16 protein-coding genes and 1 pseudogene are annotated in these 20,534 nt (G+C 69.0%); 4 read left to right on the forward strand and 13 right to left on the reverse strand.

Going from position 1 to position 20,534, the window contains the following annotated elements; genetic code table 11:
* The first annotated feature begins 191 nt into the window (after nt 1–191).
* The gene (locus tag BM396_RS16315; RefSeq protein ID WP_043387716.1) at nt 192–4,226 is read left to right on the forward strand and encodes a bifunctional DNA primase/polymerase; all 4,035 of its coding nucleotides are present in this window, start codon (nt 192–194) and stop codon (nt 4,224–4,226) included.
* Here the strand turns inward: BM396_RS16315 and BM396_RS16320 are convergent.
* On the reverse strand, nt 4,147–5,145 hold the full coding sequence (locus BM396_RS16320; RefSeq protein ID WP_043387714.1) for a hypothetical protein: 999 nt from the start codon (nt 5,143–5,145) through the stop codon (nt 4,147–4,149). The genes BM396_RS16315 and BM396_RS16320 overlap by 80 nt on opposite strands.
* A gap of 206 nt (nt 5,146–5,351) precedes the next feature.
* Here BM396_RS16320 and BM396_RS16325 point away from each other — a divergent pair, with 206 nt between their 5' ends.
* The 3 genes and pseudogenes from BM396_RS16325 to BM396_RS16335 form a co-directional block, all read left to right on the forward strand.
* Nucleotides 5,352–6,686: an IS1182 family transposase gene (locus BM396_RS16325; RefSeq protein WP_091994862.1), complete on the forward strand. Its 1,335-nt coding sequence runs from the start codon at nt 5,352–5,354 to the stop codon at nt 6,684–6,686.
* Between the two features lie 412 nt (nt 6,687–7,098).
* Complete coding sequence (locus BM396_RS16330) at nt 7,099–7,500, forward strand: hypothetical protein (protein WP_139239504.1); 402 nt, start codon at nt 7,099–7,101, stop codon at nt 7,498–7,500.
* A gap of 286 nt (nt 7,501–7,786) precedes the next feature.
* Nucleotides 7,787–8,188, forward strand: a pseudogene (locus BM396_RS16335) (PhnA-like protein); the annotation flags it as partial.
* A 556-nt stretch (nt 8,189–8,744) separates the two neighbouring features.
* Here BM396_RS16335 and BM396_RS16340 read toward each other — a convergent pair.
* From BM396_RS16340 to BM396_RS16395, 12 genes are all read right to left on the reverse strand, one after another.
* On the reverse strand, nt 8,745–9,437 hold the full coding sequence (locus tag BM396_RS16340) for a class I SAM-dependent methyltransferase (protein WP_043387117.1): 693 nt from the start codon (nt 9,435–9,437) through the stop codon (nt 8,745–8,747).
* Nucleotides 9,438–9,555: 118 nt separating this feature from the next.
* Nucleotides 9,556–10,413, reverse strand: a complete 858-nt coding sequence (locus BM396_RS16345) for an HTD2 family dehydratase (protein WP_091994865.1) — start codon at nt 10,411–10,413, stop codon at nt 9,556–9,558.
* A gap of 64 nt (nt 10,414–10,477) precedes the next feature.
* Nucleotides 10,478–11,347: an HpcH/HpaI aldolase/citrate lyase family protein gene (locus BM396_RS16350; RefSeq protein WP_244538884.1), complete on the reverse strand. Its 870-nt coding sequence runs from the start codon at nt 11,345–11,347 to the stop codon at nt 10,478–10,480.
* A 13-nt stretch (nt 11,348–11,360) separates the two neighbouring features.
* On the reverse strand, nt 11,361–12,314 hold the full coding sequence (locus BM396_RS16355) for an electron transfer flavoprotein subunit alpha/FixB family protein (protein ID WP_043387119.1): 954 nt from the start codon (nt 12,312–12,314) through the stop codon (nt 11,361–11,363).
* A gap of 106 nt (nt 12,315–12,420) precedes the next feature.
* The gene (locus tag BM396_RS16360) at nt 12,421–13,170 is read right to left on the reverse strand and encodes an electron transfer flavoprotein subunit beta/FixA family protein (protein WP_043387121.1); all 750 of its coding nucleotides are present in this window, start codon (nt 13,168–13,170) and stop codon (nt 12,421–12,423) included.
* A complete protein-coding gene (locus tag BM396_RS16365) occupies nt 13,167–13,943 on the reverse strand; it encodes an alpha/beta fold hydrolase (protein WP_244538885.1) in 777 nt (258 codons plus the stop codon). The genes BM396_RS16360 and BM396_RS16365 overlap by 4 nt, the downstream gene beginning before the upstream one ends.
* Nucleotides 13,940–15,049, reverse strand: a complete 1,110-nt coding sequence (locus tag BM396_RS16370; RefSeq protein ID WP_043387125.1) for a CaiB/BaiF CoA transferase family protein — start codon at nt 15,047–15,049, stop codon at nt 13,940–13,942. Before BM396_RS16370 ends, BM396_RS16365 begins: the two co-directional genes overlap by 4 nt.
* A gap of 13 nt (nt 15,050–15,062) precedes the next feature.
* Entirely contained in the window at nt 15,063–16,226 is a 1,164-nt protein-coding gene (locus BM396_RS16375; RefSeq protein ID WP_043387127.1) for an acyl-CoA dehydrogenase family protein, read from the reverse strand.
* Between the two features lie 61 nt (nt 16,227–16,287).
* Nucleotides 16,288–17,772 carry an aldehyde dehydrogenase gene (locus BM396_RS16380; protein ID WP_043387129.1) on the reverse strand — a complete coding sequence of 495 codons (1,485 nt, stop codon included), beginning with the start codon at nt 17,770–17,772 and terminating at the stop codon, nt 16,288–16,290.
* Nucleotides 17,773–17,792: 20 nt separating this feature from the next.
* Complete coding sequence (locus BM396_RS16385; protein ID WP_043387131.1) at nt 17,793–18,389, reverse strand: thiamine pyrophosphate-dependent enzyme; 597 nt, start codon at nt 18,387–18,389, stop codon at nt 17,793–17,795.
* Nucleotides 18,377–18,910 (reverse strand): thiamine pyrophosphate-binding protein, encoded by a 534-nt coding sequence (locus tag BM396_RS16390; protein ID WP_043387132.1) that lies wholly within the window; start codon nt 18,908–18,910, stop codon nt 18,377–18,379. Before BM396_RS16390 ends, BM396_RS16385 begins: the two co-directional genes overlap by 13 nt.
* Before the next feature lie 227 nt (nt 18,911–19,137).
* Nucleotides 19,138–20,502 carry an MFS family transporter gene (locus BM396_RS16395; RefSeq protein WP_081948752.1) on the reverse strand — a complete coding sequence of 455 codons (1,365 nt, stop codon included), beginning with the start codon at nt 20,500–20,502 and terminating at the stop codon, nt 19,138–19,140.
* Nucleotides 20,503–20,534: the final 32 nt, after the last annotated feature.

Genomic DNA, 20,534 nt, shown 5'->3' on the forward strand with positions numbered 1-20,534 from the left:
TTCGACTTCCGTACCCTGGTCTGTGGGACGGGACCGATCGGATTCGATTTGCTGTCAAGGCAAAGTTGAACGTCGTTCAGAAGTCGCCGCCCAATCCAGACTTGAAATGACGCGAAACCACTCATTCTGGGGCGAGGCACGTGCGGTCTGAAGATCTTCCTAACCCGGACGGCGCGCTCCCCGCGTCCGTCATGGACGCCATCGCGGCCAAGTTTGGCGCGAGCGTGGTCGCTGCCCGTCCCGCCACCGTCGTCGACCGCGAGGCCGAGGCCGCTGCCCGCGCCGCGCAGATCGCCGCCGACGAGGAGCGCGAGCGCCGGCTCGCGTGGGACCTTGAGGAGCAGCGCCAAGGCTTCCGCGCCATCGCCCCGGCCTGCGTCGCCAACGGATGGTCACTGTTTCCGCAGGCTCGCCGCGGTCGCCGTGGCCCGATCCTCGTCCTCCAGCCGGAACGCGGCCGGAAGGGCTTGGAGTGGAAGCCCTACCAGGAGAGGTTGCCCACGCTCGACGAGCTGACATGGTGGGCGAACAGCGAGAGCCGCGACAACAGGGCGAACACGGCCCTCATCATGGGCGCGGTCTCGGGCCGCGCCCTGACGCTGGACATCGACGTCAGCGACCCGGCAATCTCCGAGACCATCCTGCGGCTCGTCGACCAGTACCTCGGGCGCACCGAATTCCGCCGCGTCGGGCGCGCGCCGCGCATCGTGCTGATCTACCGCTCCGACGTCGCCGACCCGGTGCGGAACAGGGCGCACGCCCTGGAAGCCAAGGGAGCCGACGGCGAGGATCAGGCCATCGAGGTCCTCGCCGACCGGAAGCCCACCACCGCCTTCGGCGCGCACCACAAGACCGGCGCGCACTTCCGTTGGGTCGGCGCCTGCCGCCCTGACACCCACGGCCCCGAGCTTGCCCCGGTCATCACCCAGGCCCAGGTCGAGGCCCTGATCTCGGCCATCGATGCGGCCGGCATCATCGTCCCCGGCCTGCGGAACGCCGTGCGCTGGGGCGAAGGCGTGGCGCTCGATCCGGCGCTCGTAACCGCCTCCGGCTTCGTCCGCCCCGCCGTGAACACCGCGATGGCCGGGGTGACGTGGGACGCACAGGGCCGCATCGTCGCCGGCCGCGAGGCGTTCCTGCACTCCCGCGCATTCGTCTACGTCGCCCGCAACGCCGGCATGGCCCTGACGGACGAGGGGCGCTACACCCTGACGGGGCACCTGATCGCCGAGGTGAGCGACCTGTTCGCCGCCGGCGGCGACCGCTTCAAGAGCTCGACCGAGCTCGCCCGCGGCTGCCGGGAGCGCATCGATAGCGCCGCAGCCAAGCTGGCGAGGGGCGAGATCCAGGCCCGCGGCATCGTCCGCGACGAGGCCACCGGCCGGGTGTCAGCCATCCCCGTCGTCCCCCACGCGGTCGAGCGGCTCGGATCGGACGATCTCGCATGGCTGCCCCGGGAGCGCGTCCGCACCCAGGACGTCGCGTTCGAGCCGGCCGATCCCGCCCTGGCCCGCGAGCGCGCGCTGATCTCGGATGCCGACCGCGGCGAGCAGGCGCTGCGCCTGAGCACGGCCATCGTCGACGTGTTCCAAGGGTTCCACCGCATGGTGCGCCAGGACTTCCCGCTCGGGAAGGACGCGCCGGTCCGCCCGGTGTGGCTGCTCCGAACGCCGACGGGATCGGGCAAGAGCTCGACGGCGGTGAAGGTCACGACCGACGACCTCGCCGAGAACGGGCCCATCACCGGGCCGATGGCCGAGGGTGGCCGCCGCCGCGGCGCCATCGTCTACCTGCAGCCGAGCTACGACAACATCGCCGAGAACGTGAACCGCTTCCACGGTTCGAAGCGCGGCGCGCAGGCCGTGTTCCGGCGGAACGCCGAGGCGGCCGCCCGCGACCTGCCGCAGGGCACGCGGTACCTCATCATCGAGGGCAAGGAGCGCGGCGGCTGCCTGCGCGCCGCCGACCAGCAGGTCCTCCGCGCCGCCGGTATCTCGACCGCCAACCTGTGCAAGGCCACGGTCGATGACGGCGTCGGCGGGTCCGAGGAGCGGTTCTGCCCGCACTACGAGACGTGCCCCGTCATCGCCGCCCGGAAGAAGATCGGCGAGGCCGACGTCATCCTGGCGCCGACCTCGTTCCTGACGACCCCGTCCCTGCCGGGCGGGCTGCTGGACCACGCCGCCGGCGTCATCGTCGACGAGCGGTGCTGGGCCGAGATCCTGCGCTGGGACACGCTCCCGACCGCGACGCTCGAAGTGCACCGGGCCCCGCCGCGGGTCTACAAGCGCGACAAGGGCGTCGCCGGCGAGGACCTGGCGGCCTCCCGCGAGGCCGCGGCGCGCTCCGTCGCCAAGGCCATCCGCGGCGGCTACGACCCGGCGGCCGGCCTCGTCGCCGACCACGGGATGGAGCGGGCCGAGGGCCTGGTCGAGGACGCGATCAAGGTCGTCGGACGCGCACAGGATGCCGGTCGGAAGCTGCATCCGGGCATGAACTCGGACGCCATCCGCAATCTCGCCGAGCGCCCGAAGGGCAAGCATTTGCGCGAGGAGTGGCGCCTCTGGACGATCATCGCGGAGCGCCTCTCGGCCCTCAAGCATGACGCGGTCATCCGCAGCCTCAACGGCGGCCGGGACCGGCTCGACCGCGACGGGAACCCCATCCTCGGCCAGGCCCGGGGCGACCGCGACTTCCGTATCCAGAGCCTCGACGGCGGCGCCACCATCCGCATCTCGTGGCGCGCGGAGCCGAACTTCACGGAGAAGCCGATCCTGCTGCTCGACGCCTCGGCCGACGAGGACCTCACCTCGAAGTGCTGGGGCGGCCGGGATGTGAAGCTCACACACCTCGACGCCAAGCTGAACCTCCGGACCGTGCTCCTCGCCGACCGCACCTGGCACACCGGCGCGTTCGACATGGTCCGCGCCGGCGCCGACAAGAAGGCGCGCCGCGCGGTCGCCGGGACGCTCCGGCAGGTGCGGCACGCCATCACCGCGGCGTCGCTGCTGTACGCCAATGGCCGCGTCCTAGTCGGCGCGCCGAAGTCCGTCCGGGCCGCACTGATGGACACCTGGGGCGAGGCGCCCAACGTGGACTGGGCCCACTACGGCGCGATCCGCGGCCTCGACTTCGCCCGCGAGCACCTGGTGGCGTTCTCGGTCGGAAGGCACGAGTTCCCGATCCGGGTCATCGACGGCATCGTCGCCGCGGCGACCTACGACGACCCCGAGCCGGAACCGCCAATCGACCACTGGGGCGACGGCTACCTGCACAACGACGACGGCACCCTGGCCGCCGACGAGTACGGCCACGCCATCCCCATCCGCTGCCCCCAGGTCCGGCGCACCCACCCGCTCCGGAACGGCGGCAGCGTCACCGTCACGGTCTCGGAGTACGCGGGACGCTGGGCGCGGACGATCTGCGACCAGTTCCGCGAGCAGGAGCTGCAGCAGTTCGCCGGCCGCCTGCGCCCGGTCTACCGGGTCGGCGAGGCCCCGCTGTGGATCGCGGGCTCGAAGGTCCTGCCCCATGGCTTCGTCGTCGACGATGTCGTCAGCATGGGCGATCTCGCCGACCCGGCCCGCGTCGGGGCGCTGTTCGACGCGATCAGGCGGACCGGCATCGCCGACGCCGGCGTCATCGAGGATCGGGCATTCGATTCGCGCCTGAAGGGCGCCACGGCCGCGGTGCTGCACGAGCTCGGGCTCGACGGCGCCGACATGTCCGGCCGCTGGTCGAAGGGCATGGTGGCGGTCAAGGTGGAGGTCGACGGCGGCGAGGCGGCTGTCCGGCAGGTGCCGGCCTACGTCCCCGAGGCCGGGCTCCGGGACCACGTCGTGGCCGCCTACGCGGTCACCGGCCGCGAGGTCGACACGGTCGAGTACCTCGGTCGCGGCGCCCAGCCCGCCGGGGGCTACGCCCGCACCGAGGAGGGCGACAAGGTGGTGGCCGAGGTCGGGACACGGGCTGCGCGCGTCGACGCCGAGCTCGCGACCCGCGACGCGGTCATGGAGCGCCTCGGCCGGATCGCGGGAAGGTTCGGGAAGAACGGGACGGCCCGGTGGCTCGCCGACACCCTCGACATGGACGAGCAGATCACACTGCAGGCGAACCCGCCGCCGCCGGTCGAGGGCGGCGCCGAGGTCATCGTCCTGGCTGGATCGACGGACGCAGCGACCGCAGACCCGTCGGACCCGGACGAGGAGTCCGCGGAGGCCGCATAGCCGTCGGGGTTCGCGTCCTCTCCGGGGGACGCGCATCCCGCGGGCCGGAGACCCTCAAGCGCAGGCACTTGACCGCGTTCTTCATGGGCGAGCGCTCGTAGGCCCAGTCGAAGGCCAGCCCGACCCGGGCGAGGTCCTCCGCCACCGGCCGGAGGAGCTGCTGCTCGATGGCGGACGGCGTCGCCATGCCGGACGCGCCGAGGGCCTGCTGCATGTCGACGGACCGGATCTCCAGCGTGAGGTCGCCGCCCCGGCGCCGGCGCGGCCGCCATGCCTTCGGCAGTGAAGCCAGATCCTCGGTCCACGCCAGCAGGCGCAGGTAGACGACCGGGCTGTAGCGGCAGGCGAACGCGGCCATGACGCGCGGGTCGTACCCGAACGGCGCGGGATCGAGCTCGTCGTCGGTGGCGTCGGCGTGCGGGTGGGCGATGGCGGCGAGCGAGCGGTCGACGCGGAAGTCCAGCGACTTGGCCGCCTTCGCGACGCGTGCCTTGACCGCCCCGGCCTGCTCGTGGACGCCGGCATCCAGGATCGCGACCTCGCCGAGCGCAGGCTCGCCCACGATGGAGGCGCGGATGTTGGCGGCCCGGCCATGCGCCTCGACGAGCCCGCCCAGCGTCACCTTGCCGAGGTCGACCCGCAGCCGCGCGAGCGGGACCGTAACCGTCTCGCGGGGGCGGCCGGCGAGGTGCTCGTGATCCCACCTGGCGTCGAGCCAATCCCCTCGGTCGAGCTCCCGGCCCGCGGCCCGGGACAGCACCGCCAACGCGAGCCGGACGGCCTTCACGTCGACGCGGTCTCCCGCTGGGACGGGCTCGCCGTCGAGGTGGATCGGCATCTTCGAGGACAGGACGAGGGTGCGGGCGAGGTGACGGGAGAAAGTCAGCATGGCGAAGTCCGAGGCGATCCTGATCACCATGGTGGACCTCACGTAGGAAAACGGCAATAGGCGTTCAAACTCATGGGGATGCGAAATCGCGCCTGAGGCAGTCAAGGGAGATATAGAGGGTTCCCACCACCGGAGGTAGGCGAACGTAGTGAGCTAGGGGGACCCCTTCTGGGTCCCTAGGAGCCTGTCCGAGTAAGTGTCTCGACGGATTGGCTGCGGGGTGATTCACTCGGCTCATGGCCAAGGTGTTTCGCGCGTGGGACGTCGATCAGGGCTGGCTGCTGCCGCCCTCGCTGCACGAGTTCGTGCCACCCGGGCACATGGCGCACTTCGTGCGCGACACGGTGCGAGAGGCGCTCGATCTCTCGGCCATTCTCGACACCTACACGGAGGAGCGCGGCTACCCACCCTACCATCCCGGCATGATGGTGGCGCTCCTGCTCTACGGGTATAGCCGCGGCCTGTACTCCTCGCGTCAGCTTGCCCGCGCCTGTGAGGAGCGGGTCGACGTCATGGCAGTCACCGGCCTGAACCGGCCCGACTTCCGCACCATCGCCGACTTCCGTAAGCGCCACCTCGCGGCCCTGTCGGACCTGTTCGTGCAGGTGCTGCGCTTGTGTCGGGCGGCCGGTCTGGTCGAGTTCGCTCACGTGGCGGTGGATGGCACCAAGCTGAAGGCGAACGCCTCACGCCACAAGGCGATGAGCTACGGACGGATGAAGACGGCCGAGCCGGCCCTGGCCGCTGAGGTGGACGCTTGGCTGGAGCGCGCGCACGAGGCTGACGCGGCGGAGAATCAGGCTCACGGTGCCGGTCGTCGGGGCGACGAGACGCCGGACTGGATGGCCGACAAGCAGCGGCGGCTGGAAGCGATCCGCGCCGCCAAGGCCGCGCTGGAGGCGGAGGCGGCTGATCCGCCCGATCCCGAGGACGAGAGCGGGCCGGGCGCCTCGTCGGGCATGCGTTGGCAGGGGCGGCCACTGCGCGGCGAAGACGGCAGTCCGCCCGACCGGGCGCAGCGCAACTTCACCGACCCCGACAGCCGGATCCTGCCCACGCGTGACGGCTTCATACAGGGCTACAACGGCCAGATCGCGGTCGATTCCGCGCATCAGGTGATCGTCTCGCACCGCCTCGTGACCAACGCGGCTGACTACCGCGCGCTCGTGCCGCTTGTGGACGGGGTCCGCGCTCATCTTGGGCGCAAGCCGCGGGAGGTCTCGGGCGATGCCGGCTTTGCCAACGAGGCGAACCTCGCCGCGCTGAAGGAGCGGGGCATCACGGGCTACCTCGCTCCGGGCCGGGCGCGTCATGGCGAGGCGGACGCAGCCGGCCGCCGGAAGCTGACCAAGATGCCGTTGATGAGCGCGATGGCCGCCCGCCTGAAGCGGGCTGGGCGCCGCAGTCGGTACCGTCTCAGGAAGCAGGTGGTCGAGCCGGTGTTCGGGCAGATCAAGCAGGCCCGAGGCTTCCGGCAGTTCCTGATGAGAGGGCTCGATCAGGTCCGGGGCGAGTGGGCGATGATCTGCACGGCTCACAACCTCCTGAAGCTGGCACAGGCAGGCCGCTGAGGCCGCTGATCCGCCCTCATCGGCTCCCGTCTCGCCCCCTCTACCCGGCTTCAAACCCCGTTACTCAGACAGGCTCCTAGGGGTTCCTCAGCGCGTGACTTCGCACGAGCAAGCTCGCGCTCGCCACGCGTCAGCTTTGGGAGGGTTCCGCAGTTGGCAGGCTTACCCGCAAGGGGCTTCGCCTTTTCTCAGGGGGTAAGAACCGTCGAGCTACCGCCGCCGCCCCGCACCCGCCTCCGAGGCGCAGAGAAGCCCGGCACGGCACCTCCCGCCGTCGCCGCGGACCCGACTTCATCCGGCCAGATTGAGGGGCGTTCCCGGGCCTCCCTGCGCCTCGGCCTGATCGGGTGGCGAGCCATTGGAAACTTTCTGGCCGGGGTGCTTCAATGGCGCCATGAGCGAGAGCCGCACCATGACCGACACGGACACCGCCTCAGCCCGCGCCGCCCGCGAGCGGCAGGCCGCCCGGGATCGCGCCCGACGCTGGCGCGAGGAACGCCAGGCCGAGGTCGAGGCGCTGCGGGCGGAGGTCGAGGCGGCCCGGGCCCGGATCGCCGAGCTCGAAGTGCTGGTGACGCACGCCGAGGTCGATGCCCTGGTCGTCGCCGGGCTGGCCCGCGCCATCGCCCGGGCGCCGTCCCATCGGCCCGAGGCGCCGGTCGCCGGCACCGTCGCGATCCCGGCCATCCTGGACCAGTGCGGCAAAGCGGGTCGCGCCGCAGGGGCGGACTATGCCGCGTGCGCCCTGGCCGCCGGCACGCGCATCCAGGCCGCGGTCGGGCAGTTCGCGCCGGCATCGGCTCGGGCTGCTTGACATGCCGTCGCTTGCCGCGAATCGCCTGATTCGATATGCTGAGTACGTCCGGAGCACGTCCCGTGAGGGTCTCGCTTCAGGTCTGGAATAAGCCTCAAGGCCCCGCGTTGGCGTCTCGCCGCCGGGGCCTCTTTTTTCGGCAGATAGCGGGGTTCGAGGCGACATCCCTGTGGGCAGGGAGGTCGCATCGATCCAGGACGCCTTCGTCGATGGCTTCGGTCCGAAGAAGTTCGGGCGCGCCATCCGATACGTGTTCAACCGGGTCGTGGCCGATGGCGTGAATTAAGTGTCGTGGGGGGCCATCTTCGCCGGCGCTGTCACTGCACTGGTGACCCAGGTCATCCTGAACATGGTTGGCGTCGTCGTCGGCCTGTCCGACGTCGGCACCACCGTCGCCGACAACCCGGCCGCCCCGACCCTGTCGATGGGCGCCGGCATCTGGTTCGTCGGTTCCGGCATCGTCGCGGCGCAGGCCGGCGGCTTCCTCGCCGGCCGCCTCTCGGGAAAGCCCGTCTCCGGCACCGCCGACCTGCACGGCCTCATGTCGTGGGCGATGGCGACCCTCGTGGTGCTTTACCTGCTGACCTCCGCCGCCGGCGGCCTCATCGGTGGTGCCTTCTCGGGCGTGACCAGGACGCCCGGCGGAGCCGGATCGCTGGTCGACGGCCTTGAGCAGACGGCCGCACAACGACTGCGTTGGGTGGCATCCCGCCCGTCCGCTCTCGGGCCGAAATTTCAATAAGCGGTCATGAGCGCTTGCGCGTCCATGACCCGCTGCGAACCCGGGAAATCGCCGCGTCTTTTTGCGGCTCGATCTCAGGATGCGATTGCGAACTGACGTCCTGTCACCGTCCGAGGACAAACAACCATTCCCGATGCAGCCTGTCTGAACGGTCGGATCACCTCCCCGGCTCGCGTTCCGTCCGCCTTTACGCGCGGCTTCCACAGGTCTGAAGAGTATGCCCTAGCCGGCGCCGACACCGAACGGCATTGCACCGCGATCTGTCCTGCGGTCTTCACACATGCCAGGGCAAAGTTTCGATTATGGGCGGTGAAGTCTCGCCCGAGGGTAAGGCGTGATCCCCTTCTCCATGGCCTGTCCGGTCGCGATGGTGATCGGGGCTGGTCGTGAAGATGAGCAGTAGTGGCCGTCCGTAACCCATCGGTGTAGGCACGGCTGAACGCGGCCTCGGACTCGTAACCGACACGGAGCCCGATCTCACCGACACGCGCCTCGCGCTGACTTAGATTGGCGCCCGGGATCTGCGGGAATGCAATTCGAGGACACAGGCACGCAGCGGTTGGACCAGAACGAAGGCACCTTGCGGATCGCGCGTCGCCGCTGCCAGGAAGGCCGACGTGATGGAGGGCGCGTCTTTTCTAATCGCCTCGGCCCGCGCGGGATCCACCGCCAGGACGCGGTCCAGGAAATGAGCCAGCGATCCAAATGTGTCGGCGCGGTCGAACACCACATCACGCAGGCATCGGAATTCGGCCGATGCGATCAGGGCTTCAAGAGCGGCTTGCGACGCACGCCGGACTTCAGTTTCATCCTCGACCGGTCTAAGGGCGTCAAAGAAGCTTCCTTCGGCCAGCGGTTCGACGACGACGAGGCGAGCGTCCGCCTTCACGACCCGCGCGGCTTCGCGCAGAGCCGTACGCACATCGGACAGGTGGTGGAGGGAGTTGAGAAACACCGCTCCCCCGAAGGAGGCATCCGGAAAGGGAAGTAGCTCGGCCGACGCCACGTCGAAATGACCGTCGGGCACGGCGGTGGCTGCCGCCGTGACCATCGCGGCGTTCGGATCGATCCCGGTTACGACTGCGCCCTGCGCGACAAGGGCCTTTGCCAGCGCTCCGGGACCGCAGCCGATATCGAGAATGGGCCGGCCTGCGATAGGTGCGAAGGCTTCGAGAATGACCGAGAGCGCGTTCATGCCATGACGCCTTTCAACTTGACGAGCCGACCGTTGCGCGCCCTTGCCAGGACGCCCCCCCCCCGACGAAACGGATTGCGTCGAGATCCCGGTCGTCCAGATCGGAGAACCTCGGGCCTCAAGCCCCGCTGGCTTCCATGCAGATCGTGCCGTTCGCGTCCAGGGTCATCCCTCGGAATCCGCCCCCGGCTTCGCGGAGGCCGCAAACCCTGAACGTCTGGTTGGCCGTCATCGGTGACTTGCCCCGGTATGTGAAGCGCGCAGGGACCCGCCCCAGAAGCACGGCCGCAAGGTTCATCAGCAGGCTCACCTGCATCGGACCGTGCACCACGAGGTCGGCATAGCCCTCCACCTGCGTCGCATAGGGCTGGTCGTAGTGGAAGCGATGCCCGTTGAAGGTCATAGCCGAGTATCGAAACAGAAGGGTCGGCGAAGCCGGGACGGACCAGATCGTGGCACCCTCGGCCGGGGTACCCCGTGCCGGCTCGGGTGCGGTCGCCTGTCCGGCCTCCTCGCGGTAGACGATGTCCTGGCGCTCGCGGATGGCGAGGCCGCGTGCGGTCGTGACCTCGTGGTCGACGGTCACGAAGCAAAGGCGGCCGCTGCGCCCCTCCTTCATCACCACGTCCCGCACGATCTCGCGACGCCGGACATGGTCGCCCTCGTGCAGGGCATCGAGCGTCTCGATCTCGCCACCGGCCCACATGCGCCGCGGCAGGGGGACCGGCGGCAAGAAACCGCCTTTGGCGGCATGGCCGTCAGGTCCGAGTTCCTCCGCCCGGGGCGTCTCCGGCGCGAGGCACCAATGCAGCGCCGGTGGCGCCTCTCCGGCCGTCACCGGCGCGAGGTGGGGGGCCAGCGTCGCGTCGTACTCGGCCAGGATACGGCGCGTGACGACGTCCTCGCCCTCGCGCACCCGACCGATCCAGGACTTGAGATGCGCAACATCCACCGCGCCGCCCGCACTCGCCGTCATGACAATCTCCCATGGCATCGTACCGGTCGAACCGGTCATCGTCGGAATGTTGCCCGTGGCGGGCTCAAGGAGCCTCGGCCGCGGAGGCCAGGATACGTTCGGCCAACCTGAGGTGGGGGCGATCCACCATCTTCCCGTCGAGGACCAGGACGCCGGAGGCCGGACGCTCGGCGAAAAGGTCGCGCACGGCCTCCGCCCAGCGCACGCGCTCGGGCGTGGGCGTGAAGGCGTCGGTCACGGCGGCGAGTTGGTCGGGATGGATGCAGAGCTTGCCCGCGAAGCCATCGCGCGCAGCGGCTGCGAGCTCCCGTGCCAGACCATCGGGATCGCGCGGGTCGGGCCATGGCGTATCGATGGCCGGCACCTGGGCCTGTGCGGCGGCGATTAGGAGGGCGGCGCGTGCAGCCAGGACCGGCGCGGTCATTGCGCCATCCGCAGACCTGGGGGCGATGCCGAAATCGGCGGCGAGATCCTCGGCACCGAACAGGAGCGCACGCAGGCGCGGCGTCACCCCCGCGTACGCCATGTCGCGTAGCGATGCCGCCGTCTCCGTCACGAGCGCCAGGATGCCAATCGAGCCGACGGTCAAGCCCGAGACGGCTTCCAGGGCTTCGAGGTGGTGGTCGAGGGCGGCCAGATCCGCCGGCCCCGTGCATTTCGGCAGGAGGATCGCGGCCGGCGCCCGGGGAGCGATGGCCGCGAGATCACCCAGATACCAGTCCGTATCCCGCGGATTGATCCGTACGATGGCGCGGGACCTGTCCGGGGCGGCAGCGAGGAACGCGCTCGCGGCCATGCGCGCCTCCACCTTCGCGTTCGCCGCCACGCTGTCTTCGAGGTCGAGGATGACCCCGTCGGCGGAAGAGGCGAGAGCCTTGGTGCATTTCCGCTCGGAATCGGCCGGGGCGAACAGCAGGGTGCGGAGCTTCATCATGACGGAACCACCCTCACTGTCCCCTGGCCTTAGCCACCTCGGCTCGGAACTCCGGAACGATCAGGAACAGGTCGCCGACGAGACCGTAATCGGCCACCTGGAAAATCGGGGCATCCTCGTCCTTGTTGATGGCGACGATGACCTTCGAGTCCTTCATGCCGGCGAGATGCTGGATCGCGCCCGAGATGCCGACCGCCACGTAGAGGTCCGGCGCCACCACCTTGCCGGTCTGGCCGACCTGCCAGTCGTTCGGGGCGTAGCCCGCATCGACTGCCGCGCGCGAGGCGCCCACCGCCGCCCCCAGCGCGTCGGCCAGCGGTTCGATGAGTTCCTTGAACTTGTCTGCCGAACCGAGGGAACGCCCGCCCGAGACGATGATCCGCGCGGCGGCGAGCTCGGGCCGGTCGGATTTCGCGATCTCCTCGCCCTTGAAGGTCGACGCGCCGGCCGCCGGTGCGGCCCCGGAGACTGCCTCGACGGGAGCGGTGGCCCCACCCTCGACGGCGGCCTTGAAGGCGGCGGTGCGGACGGTGATGACCTTCTTCGCTCCCTTCGCCTGCACGGTCTGGATGGCGTTGCCGGCGTAGATCGGCCGCTCGAACGTGTCGGGCGAGACCACCGTGATGATGTCGGAGATCTGCGCCACGTCGAGGAGAGCGGCGACCCGCGGCAGGACGTTCTTTCCCGTGGTCGATGCGGCGGCGATGACCACGTCGTATCCCGCCGCGATGGCGGCGATCCCGGCGGCGGTGGGCTCGGCGAGCGCGTGGTCGTAGACGGCGTCTTCGGACAGCAGCACCTTCTCGACGCCCTCCAGCTTGGCGGCGGCCTCGGCGGCCGTGCGGCTGCCGGAGCCCAGCACCAGGATGTGGACGGGGGCGCCGAGCCCCGCCGCTGCGGTGAGCGCCTTCAGGCTTGCATCGCGAACCGCGCCGTTATCGTGCTCGATGTAGAGAAGGGTGGCCATCGGGGAAAATCCTCGAAACGTGTCGGGGCCGGAAGCCCGTCGCCGTCGCGGCGCCGGGCTTCACACGGGGCTTGGGCTTGCAGGCTTGGGCTTTGCGGACGGGGCGTCAGATCACCCCGGCTTCGACCTTGAGCTTCTGGACCAGGGCTGCGGCCGACTCGACCTTGACGCCCGCCTTGCGCCCGGCCGGCTCCACGGTCTTCAGCACCGTGATCCGGGGCGTGACGTCGATGCCGAGGGCGTCGGGGGTCAGCTCCTCCAGGGGCTTCTTCTTGGCCTTCATGATGTTGGGCAGCGACGCGTAGCGCGGCTCGTTGAGGCGCAGGTCCGTGGTGACGATGGCCGGGAGCTTGAGGCTCACCGTCTGCAGGCCGCCGTCGACCTCGCGGGTCACGTCGATGGCGCCGTCGCCGAACTCGATGCGGAACGCGAAGGTGCCCTGCGGCCAGTCGAGGAGGGCGGCCAGCATCTGGCCGGTCTGGTTGGAATCGTCGTCGATGGCCTGCTTGCCGAGGATGACGAGCTCCGGGCACTCCTTGGCGACCAGGGCCTTGAGGATCTTGGCCACCGCCAGCGGCTCGACGAGCCCATCGGTCTTCACCAGGATGGCGCGGTCGGCGCCCATGGCGAGGGCCGTGCGCAGGGTCTCCTGCGCCTGCTGCGGCCCGATGGAGACGGCGACGATCTCGGTGGCTTTGCCCTTCTCCTTCAGGCGGATCGCTTCCTCGACGGCGATCTCGTCGAAGGGGTTCATGGACATCTTGACGTTGGCGAGGTCGACCCCGGACCCGTCGGCCTTGACCCGGATCTTGACGTTGTAATCGACGACCCGCTTGACGGGCACCAGAACCTTCATTGCGGTCTCTCCGACGCTGGACTTGCGGGATCGAGCAGCCATTCCCGAAGCGCTCGGGCGACGGCTGCGGGCGCCTCTATGGGGGTCATGTGACCGCTGTCCGGAACGATCACGAGCCGGGCGCCGGGAGCCTGTTCCGCCATCTCGCGATGGATCTCCGGCGGCGTCAGGCGGTCGTTGGCGCCGCACAGGACGAGCACCGGACAGCCGAGCGCGCGCAGGACGTCGCCGCCGTCGATGCGGGCGATGTTGTTCTGCCTGACGAAGACGTCGGGACCGAGCCGCTCGGTCATCGCGCGGATGCGCGTCACGATGCGGTCGTCCGTGAGATGCGCGGGATCGAGGTAGGTCGCGAGCAGGCGGTCGCCGAAGCCGTGGAAACGGCCGGGGGAACGGGCGGCCTTGTCGAGGGTGCGCCGGACGGCGGCCCGATCCGGCGCATCCGCACGAAAGGACGTATCGAGGAGCGCCAGCCGCGTCACTCGCTCGGGGGCCCGCCGCATCACCTCCTGGGCAACGTAACCGCCCAAGGAGAACCCGGCCAGGGCGAAGGTCGCCGGCGCCCACGCCAGGACCTGCTCGGCAAGTTCGCCGATGGTCTCGCCCTGGGTGATGTCTCCGACCCAACAGTCCGCGATATCGGACAGCGCGTCGATCTGATCCCGCCACAGGTCTGCGTCGTTGAGCAGGCCGGGCAGCAATACCAGGCAGGTCAACCGCGCCTCCCGCGCGCCGGAAGCGGCCTTGTCGGATTGGGTAGCGGCATGGCTCAAGCGCCCCCGTGCTCCCCAAGGCCCGGGACCGTCCCGTAAGCCCGCTCCACACCCTCGATCCGTGCCGCCGGCGCCGGGAAGGCCACCGGGCCGGACGGCGTCCCCACGGTGATCCGCCGGATGTGCGGATGGGTGGCGAGGGCCGCCATGTCGTTGACGGATGCGAAGGCTACGTCGGCCTCCGTCAGGCGGGCGACCGCCGCCGCCTCGTCGAGGCCCGCAAATGCGCGCGCGACCATGGCATCGGTCTCGGCGCGGTTGCGGGTTCGTGCCACGTTGGTCGCGAAGAGCGGGTCCTTGCCGGCCGCCGCGTCGCCGACGAACAGGGTGCAGAACTTCACCCACTCGCGGTCGCTCTGGATCGAGATCAGCAGCCGCTTGCCGTCCTTCGTGGCGAACACGCCGTAGGGTGCGATGGAGGGGTGGGCGAGGCCGAGGCGCTTGGGCGGCCGGCCGCCTTCTTGATGGAGCAGCGGCACGGTCAGCCAGTCGGCCATCACGTCGAACATCGAGATGCGGATGTCGGCGCCCCGGCCGGTGATCCCCCGGCCGATCAGGGCCTCTAGGATCGCCGCGTGGGCCGTGGCGCCCGTGGCGATGTCCACGATGGAGATGCCGACGCGTGCCGGCTCGTCGGGGCCTCCGGTGATCGAGGAGAGGCCGGACTCCGCCTGGATCAGCAGGTCGTAGGCCTTGCGGCTGGCGAGCGGCCCTGTCTCGCCGTAGCCGCTGATCGAGCAGGCGATCAGGCGGGGGTGCTGGCGGCAGAGGGCCTCGGTCCCGAAGCCGAGGCGGTCGAGGGCGCCGGGCTTGAGGTTCTGGATAAGCACGTCGGCGCCTGCAACGAGGGTTCGCAGGCTCTCCTTGCCGGCCTCGGTTGCGAGATCGACCACCGCCGATTCCTTGCCGCGGTTGAGCCAGACGAAGTAGCTGCTCTGTCCGCCGGCCACGACGTCGTCGTAGCCCCGGGCGAAATCGCCCTCGGGGCGCTCGACCTTGATGACGCGCGCGCCGGCATCGGCGAGTCGGGACGAGCAGAACGGTGCGGCCACCGCCTGCTCGATGGCGACGACCACGAGGCCGTCGAGGGGAAGTCCGTCACGCATCGGAAGGCTCCCCTCAGAAGGATCTGGGCAGGCCGAGGACGTGCTCGGCGACGTAGGAGAGGATCAGGTTCGTGGAGATCGGCGCCACCTGGTAGAGGCGCGTCTCGCGGAACTTGCGCTCGATGTCGTATTCGCAGGCGAAGCCGAAGCCGCCGTGGAACTGGATGCAGGCGTTGGCGGCCTCCCACGACGCTTTTGCCGCGAGGTACTTGGCCATGTTGGCCTGGGACCCGCACGGCAGGTTCGCGTCGTAGAGCCGGCAGGCCTCGTAGCGCATGAGGTTGGCCGCCTCGACCTCGATGAAGCTCTCGGCGATGGGGAATTGGACGCCCTGGTTCTGGCCGATGGGACGACCAAAGACTTGGCGCTCCTTTGTGTAGGCGGTGACCTTGTCGATGAACCAGTAGCCGTCGCCGATGCATTCGGCGGCGATGAGGGCGCGCTCGGCGTTCAGGCCGGTGAGGATGTACTTGAACCCCTGGCCCTCTTCGCCGATCAGGTTCTCGGCCGGGATTTCGAGGTCGTCGAAAAAGAGCTCGTTGGTCTCGTGGTTGACCATGTTGAGGATCGGCTGGACCTTCATGCCCTTCTTCTGCGCCTCGTGCAGGTCGACGAGGAAGATCGACATGCCCTCGGACTTCTTCTTGACCTGGTCGAGGGGCGTGGTGCGGGCGAGCAGGATCATCAGGTCGGAGTGCTGTATCCGCGAGATCCAGACCTTCTGGCCGTTGATGACGTAGCGGTCGCCCTTGCGCACTGCCGTCGTCTTGATCCGCGTGGTGTCGGTGCCGGTGGTCGGCTCGGTCACGCCCATGGATTGCAGGCGAAGCTCGCCGGCCGCGATCCGGGGCAGGTACTTGCGGCGCTGCTCCTCGGACCCATGCCGGATGAGCGTGCCCATGTTGTACATCTGGCCGTGGCAGGCGCCGGAATTGCCCCCCGACCGGTTGATCTCTTCCATGATGACGGAGGCTTCCGTCAGCCCAAGGCCGGAGCCGCCGTACTCCTCGGGGATGAGGGCGGCCATCCAGCCCGCCTTCGTCAGGGCGTCGACGAAGGCTTCCGGGTAGCCCCGCGCCTCGTCGATCCTGCGGTGATACTCCGCCGGAAACTCCGCGCAGAGGGACTGGACCGCATCGCGGATATCCTGATGGCTGCCGTGATCGATGGTCTGCATCGCGTTTCCTCACCTTGCCGGATTCTGTTGTCGGTTGGTTCGATGGGCGCGCCGTCGCGCGTCAGCGCATGACGAAGGGGTTCGGCACGTCCTTCGCGAGGTTGATCCAGACGCTTTTCGTCTGGAGGTACTCGTCGATGGCGGATTGTCCGTTCTCGCGGCCGATGCCGCTGCGCTTGTACCCACCGAAGGGAGCCATGAAGCTGACCGCCCGGTAGGTGTTGACCCAGACCGTGCCGGCGCGGATGCGGTCGGCCATGGTCAGGGCGCGGCGTATGTCCGTGGTCCAGACGCCCGCCGCCAGACCGTAGATGCTGTCGTTGGCGATCTCGGCCGCGTGGTCGTCGTCCTCGAACGGGATGATCGACAGGACGGGTCCGAACACCTCCTCGCGGGCGATGCGCATGTCGTTGGAGACGTCGCCGAAGATCGTGGGCTCGACGAACCAGCCCCCGGCGAGGTCGGGTGCGGACGGGCTACCGCCGCCGAGGAGACAGTGTGCTCCCTCGTCCTTCGCCATCTCGATGTAGTCGAGCACCTTCCGGCGCTGCGGCTGCGTGGTGATCGGCCCGACCTGGGTCGTAGGATCCATCGGGTCGCCGAGCTTGGCCTGCGTCGCGAAGGCCACGAGGCGCTGGGAGACCTCGGCATAGATCGAGCGCTGCACCAGCAGTCGCGAGCCGGCGATGCAGGTCTGCCCCGAGGCCGCGAAAATCCCCGAGATCGCGCCCTTCACGGCATGATCCAGGTTGGCGTCCGCGAAGATGATGTTGGGCGACTTGCCGCCGAGTTCCAACGTGACGTGCTTGATGCCCTTGGCGGCGGCGGCGTAGACGGCCGCCCCCGTGGCGTCGCCGCCGGTGAAGGCGACCTTGGCGACGAGGGGATGCTCGACCAGGGCCGCCCCGACCTCGCTTCCGAAGCCCGTGACGGTGTTGACGACACCCGGCGGGAAGCCGGCTTCCGCCACGAGGTCCATCAGGGCCAGGGTCGAGCACGAGGTGAACTCGGAAGGCTTGACGACCACGGTGTTGCCCGCGGCCAGGGCCGGCGCGAGCTTCCAGGTGAGGAGCATCAGCGGCGAGTTCCAGGGCGTGATGCAGACGATGACGCCGAGGGGCTCGCGCTTGGTGTAGATGAAGACGTCCGGCTTGTCGTTCGGGAGAACCCCGCCCTCGATCTTGTCGGCGAGACCCCCGTAGTAGGTGAACCATTCGGGAATGTAGCGCAGTTGCCCGAGCATCTCGGCGTAAAGCTTGCCGTTGTCGCGCGTCTCCAGGGCGGCGAGCTTCTCGGCGTCGCGGGCGATGAGATCGCCGAGACGTCGCAGGAGCTTGCCGCGAGCCGTGGCCGACAGCGCCGGCCACGGCCCCTGTACGAAGGCCGCGTGAGCCGCCTCGATGGCGGCGGCGCAATCCTCCGGACCGCATTGGGGAACCTCGGCCCAATCACGCCCGTCGAAAGGGTTTGTCGTGGTCAGCCAGCGTCCGGTCGCGCTCTCGCATGACCGGCCGGCAACGACGTTCCGAAAGCGTTCGAGCGTCATGGTCCGAAATCTCCCTTCGCTCAGATCGGTGCGTGACCGAGGGCCGCCCGGAAGCGGTTCTTGATGAAGACACCGTCGCGGGGCGGGAGAACCCGGGGAGCGTCCGCCGCCGTGATCTTGATGGTGGCCAATGCGGGGCCGGAGCGGGCACCGAGGCGCTCGCGCAGGGCGTCCACCTGCGCCATCTCCCGGATCTCCGACGTCCACGCGAAGCCGCAGCTACCGGCGACCCGGTCGAGGTTGATCCCGCGGCCGGCATGGCTAAGCTGCATGCCCGTCTCGCCGAAATGCCCGTTGTCGAGCACGGCGATGGTGAGGTTCGGGGGGGCCTGCACGGCGATGGTCGCCAGCGCCCCGAGCCCCATCAGCATCTCGCCGTCGCCGGTCACCACCAGGACGGAATGGTCGGGCTTGGCCTTGGCGAGGCCGAGGCCCACCATCGCGGCGCTGCCCATGGCCGCCCAGAGGTAGTAGTTGTTGTCGTGGTCGCCCGCGGCCATCACGTCGTAGGAAGCCGAGCCGAGGCCCGTCACCACGAGAAGGTTGTGCCGGTCGGCGAGCAGGCGCGCGACGACCTGCCGGCGGTCCAGGGACCCGCCCGTGTTCACTTCACCCATTTCTTTTCTCCGATCAGACGTTGTCCAAGAAGCAGCGCGCAGGCGGAATCGCCGTTGAACGCCATGGTGGCGGCGCCGTGGAGAAGCGGCGCGACGTCCTTCGGATCGTCGGCCCGCCAGGTCATCACGCCCATGAGCTTGAGGGAGGCCTCGGTGGCCTGACCCATGGGGTTCTGCCAGGCGTTGAACTCGGCCCAGTCGCCCCGCATGGTGACGACCAGCAGAAGGGGGAAGCGGGCGCAGACCTGGAGGGCCAGGGTGTTGATGCAGTTGCCGACACCGCTGGACTGGAGCAGGAGCGCCCCGCGCTCGCCGCCGAGCCATGCCCCCGCAAGGTAACCGATACCCTCTTCCTCGGTGGTGAGGACCACGGAGTGGATCTCATCATCCGCTTCCGCCATGCGGATGGCGACCGAGTGGCCGGCATCCGGCACGTAGACCACGTGCTTTACGCCGGTTTCCCTAAGGACACGGTAGACGTCGTCTTGCCAATCGTGGGGTGATGCTTCGTCAGACTGCATGGCTGAACCTCACTGCTGTTCGAACGATTGCGGTATCGAATTCTGTTCTAGCGGACGGCCGAGGCCGTCACTCATACAAACGGCCGCAATGCGCTATGCCGTTTGGTTATAGATCGGGGAGGAGCCATGGAGGCCAGAGGCAGTCCTGCGCATGCCGGCGACCGGGAGTTCTCGCAAGGCGTGCGACGATGCCTACGGCTCCTGATCCCGCCGTGATCCGGGCAGTCCTAACGCCCGAGGATGTTGGCGAGACGGGACTTGGCCTCGACCTCGCCATCGCCTTCGAGGTAGCCGTGCCGGCTCAGGTTGGGCAGGATCAAGGATGCGGCCAGGGCGACCAGGGCCAGGCCGGCGACGTAGTAGAAGAACGCGGACTCATTATTTGCGGCGCGCAGATGCAGGGCGACGTACTCGGCCGTTCCGCCGAACATGGCGTTGGCGATGGCATAGGGCAGGCCGACACCGAGGGCCCGGATCTCGGCCGGGAACAGCTCGGCTTTCACGAGCCCGGCGATGGGGGTGTAGAACGAGGCGATCAGCAAACCTCCGGCGACGAGGGCAAAAGCCTGCAGCGGGCTAGTGGTGGTGCGCAGGGCTTCGAGGATCGGGACCACGAGGAGGGCGGCCGTCGCCGTGAACAAGATCATGCAGGGCCGGATGCCGATGCGGTCCGACAACATGCCGAAGATCGGTTGGCTCAGCATGAAGCAGACGAGCGCCGAGGTCATGATGAAGCTCACCGTTGGCGAGGGAATGCCCGCGGAGACGACGAGAAACTTTTGCATGTATGTCGTGAAGGTATAGAAGTAGAGCGATCCGCCGCCGGTGAAGGCGAGGACGAGAAGGACGGCGCGCGGGTGGCGCAACAGACCGGCGATGGTGCCCGCCTCGCGCCGGTGCATCGCGCTCTTGGAGGCGGTCTCCGTCATCGACCGGCGCAAGTAGGCGACGACGATGGCGCCGCACGCTCCGATGAAGAACGGGATGCGCCAGCCCCAGGCCTTCAGATCCTCAGGGCTCAGGAGTTGCTGCAACGCCGTGACCGTGAGGAGCGCCAGCAACTGGCCGGCGATGATGGTGAAATACTGGAACGAACCGTAGAAGCCGCGACGGCCCGGGGTGGCGACCTCGCTGAGATAGGCGGCGCCCGTTCCGTACTCGGCGCCGACGGACAGACCCTGGACCATGCGCGCCATCACCAGGATGACGGGAGCGAGGACGCCGATGGTCTGATAGGTCGGCAGCACCGCGATCACGAGGGATCCGCAGCACATCATCGCGACGGACACCATCATCGAGATCTTGCGGCCGCGAGTGTCGGCGATCCTGCCGAACAGCCAGCCGCCGAGGGGTCTCATGAAGAAGCCGACGGCGAATACCCCTGCCGTCGCGAGCAGCTGCGTCGTCTGATCGCCGGATGGGAAGAACGAAGAGGCGAAGTAGATCGCCGTGTAGGCGTAGACGAAGAAATCGTACCACTCGACCAGGTTGCCGGCACAGGCACCCATGATCGAGGTGATCCGCCGTTTCGATGCTTGTCTTGGGGTATCGCTTGCATCGTCCGAAATCGGATACTGTGCGGCACTGCTCATCGGCGTCCTCCCATCGTTATGATTTGACGTCT

Source organism: Methylobacterium sp. UNCCL125 (assembly GCF_900116795.1).
GTDB classification, from domain to species: domain Bacteria; phylum Pseudomonadota; class Alphaproteobacteria; order Rhizobiales; family Beijerinckiaceae; genus Methylobacterium; species Methylobacterium fujisawaense.

Excerpts from the sequence above, each read along its gene's own strand:
- BM396_RS16315 (WP_043387716.1), top strand. The coding sequence starts at position 192 with ATGGACGCCATCGCGGCCAAGTTTGGCGCGAGCGTGGTCGCTGCCCGT.
- BM396_RS16320 (WP_043387714.1), bottom strand. The coding sequence starts at position 5,145 with ATGGTGATCAGGATCGCCTCGGACTTCGCCATGCTGACTTTCTCCCGT.
- BM396_RS16325 (WP_091994862.1), top strand. The coding sequence starts at position 5,352 with ATGGCCAAGGTGTTTCGCGCGTGGGACGTCGATCAGGGCTGGCTGCTG.
- BM396_RS16330 (WP_139239504.1), top strand. The coding sequence starts at position 7,099 with ATGACCGACACGGACACCGCCTCAGCCCGCGCCGCCCGCGAGCGGCAG.
- BM396_RS16340 (WP_043387117.1), bottom strand. The coding sequence starts at position 9,437 with ATGAACGCGCTCTCGGTCATTCTCGAAGCCTTCGCACCTATCGCAGGC.
- BM396_RS16345 (WP_091994865.1), bottom strand. The coding sequence starts at position 10,413 with ATGACGGCGAGTGCGGGCGGCGCGGTGGATGTTGCGCATCTCAAGTCC.
- BM396_RS16350 (WP_244538884.1), bottom strand. The coding sequence starts at position 11,347 with ATGATGAAGCTCCGCACCCTGCTGTTCGCCCCGGCCGATTCCGAGCGG.
- BM396_RS16355 (WP_043387119.1), bottom strand. The coding sequence starts at position 12,314 with ATGGCCACCCTTCTCTACATCGAGCACGATAACGGCGCGGTTCGCGAT.
- BM396_RS16360 (WP_043387121.1), bottom strand. The coding sequence starts at position 13,170 with ATGAAGGTTCTGGTGCCCGTCAAGCGGGTCGTCGATTACAACGTCAAG.
- BM396_RS16370 (WP_043387125.1), bottom strand. The coding sequence starts at position 15,049 with ATGCGTGACGGACTTCCCCTCGACGGCCTCGTGGTCGTCGCCATCGAG.
- BM396_RS16375 (WP_043387127.1), bottom strand. The coding sequence starts at position 16,226 with ATGCAGACCATCGATCACGGCAGCCATCAGGATATCCGCGATGCGGTC.
- BM396_RS16380 (WP_043387129.1), bottom strand. The coding sequence starts at position 17,772 with ATGACGCTCGAACGCTTTCGGAACGTCGTTGCCGGCCGGTCATGCGAG.
- BM396_RS16385 (WP_043387131.1), bottom strand. The coding sequence starts at position 18,389 with ATGGGTGAAGTGAACACGGGCGGGTCCCTGGACCGCCGGCAGGTCGTC.
- BM396_RS16390 (WP_043387132.1), bottom strand. The coding sequence starts at position 18,910 with ATGCAGTCTGACGAAGCATCACCCCACGATTGGCAAGACGACGTCTAC.
- BM396_RS16395 (WP_081948752.1), bottom strand. The coding sequence starts at position 20,502 with ATGAGCAGTGCCGCACAGTATCCGATTTCGGACGATGCAAGCGATACC.